This is a genomic window from Streptomyces sp. NPDC006294, assembly GCF_042870895.1.
In the GTDB taxonomy this organism is placed as follows: Bacteria; Actinomycetota; Actinomycetes; order Streptomycetales; family Streptomycetaceae; genus Streptomyces.
Genome location: NZ_JBIAHV010000044.1, coordinates 1 through 1,554 on the forward strand (window position 1 = coordinate 1; position 1,554 = coordinate 1,554).

A 1,554-nucleotide genomic window follows, 5' to 3' on the forward strand; every position below is an offset into this window, starting at 1 on the left:
GGGGGGTGCCTCTATGTCTTTCGTCAAGGCATCTCTGTCGGGTTTGGGGTGGTTCGGGGTTGCTGGTGCTATGCGGCGAGTTCGACGTCCGCGGGCGTTCGGGATTCGTAGAAGGTGCCGTCGCGGAGCATGGCGAACAGGACGCTGATGCGTTGGCGGGCGAGGCGGAGGAGGGCTTGGGTGTGGGTTTTGCCGCGGGCCCGTTGCTTGTCGTAGTAGGTGCGGGAGGCGGGGTCGGCGTTCATGCAGGCGAAGGCGGACAGGAACATCGCCCGTTTGAGCTGGCGGTTTCCGCCTCGGGGTGCGTGTTCGCCGTGGATGGAGGTCCCGGACTGCTTCGTCGTGGGTGCGAGGCCGGCGTAGGAGGCGAGGTGGGCGGCGGTGGGGAAGCTGGTGCCGTCGCCGACGGTGACCAGCAGGACGGCGGCGGTCCTGACGCCGACGCCGGGCATCGACGTCAGGACCTCCGCAAGAGGGTGGGCCTCCAGCAGGCTGTTGATCTGGGCTTCCATCGCCCGGCGCTGGGTGTGGATGGCGGCCAGGGACGCGGCCAGGGAGGGGATGACGATGTCGAGGGTGCCGGTGCCGGGGACGACGACGGTCTGTTCGTCGAGGGCGTCGAAGACGTCGTCGATCAGCCGGGCGGCCATGCGGGGGGCTTTCGGGCGGATCAGTTCCACGAGTCTGCGGCGACCGGCTTTGCGCAGGGCGGCCGGGGAGCCGTGGCGTTCCAGCAGCCAGGTGACGGCCTGGTGGTCGAGGCGGGGGCCCAGGACGCGTTCCAGGCTGGGGTGGAACTGGGTGAGCAGGCCGCGTATCCGGTTGGACGTGCGGGTGGCTTCGGCGGCGAGGTCCTGGTCGAAGCCGACGAGGACCGTGAGTTCGGCGGTGATCTCGTCGGTCAGCTCCAGGGACCGCAGGGTGTGCGGCATGGTGCGGGCCGCGTCCGCGATCACGGCGGCGTCCTTCGCGTCGGTCTTGGCCTCGCCGGGGTAGAGGTCGGCGATCCGGCGCATGGCCAGTCCGGGCAGGTAGGCCACTTGGCAGCCGGCGTCGCGGGCGACGGTCAGCGGCAGGGCGCCGATCGAGGCGGGCTGGTCGACGATCACCAGGACGGTGCCGAACTTGGCCGTGAGCTTGTCGAAGACGGCCCGCAGCTTGGGTTCGCTGTTGGGCAGCGGCTTGTCGAAGACCGTCTTCCCGGCCGGGGTGAGTCCGTGGCCGTGGTGGGCACTCTTGCCGACGTCCAGGCCCAGGAACACGCCCACGTCTTCGATCTCGAACATCGCGCCCCTTCCCAAAGGGTGTTGACGGTGCCGGCCTCGGCTCGGGTGTCGTACTCGCGCATCCACGTTATGCAGACCTGCCGCCCGCAAACTGCCCGGCGTTGCGCCGGACCGGACGGTGGCCGGACCTCTCATCAGCGTCTCCGACGGACACCTCCCGGGCCCGGTGACACCACCCCCCAGGTCATGCCTTCGACAGGGGGACACAGTCATGCCGGGCCCGGAGGCCAGCGGTCCCGTTGCAGGACCGCGAAAAACATAACGGGGG

The 1,554-nt window shown here is 69.7% G+C and carries 1 protein-coding gene; it reads right to left on the reverse strand.

What is annotated here, in order from left to right; translation table 11 throughout:
* Positions 1 to 68 precede the first annotated feature (68 nt).
* Entirely contained in the window at positions 69 to 1,286 is a 1,218-nt protein-coding gene (locus ACFYOP_RS33730) for an IS110 family transposase (RefSeq protein WP_356899683.1), read from the reverse strand.
* Positions 1,287 to 1,554: the final 268 nt, after the last annotated feature.

Bases quoted from the DNA above. Each gene is read 5' to 3' on its own strand.
- ACFYOP_RS33730 (WP_356899683.1), bottom strand. From the start codon at position 1,286: ATGTTCGAGATCGAAGACGTGGGCGTGTTCCTGGGCCTGGACGTCGGC.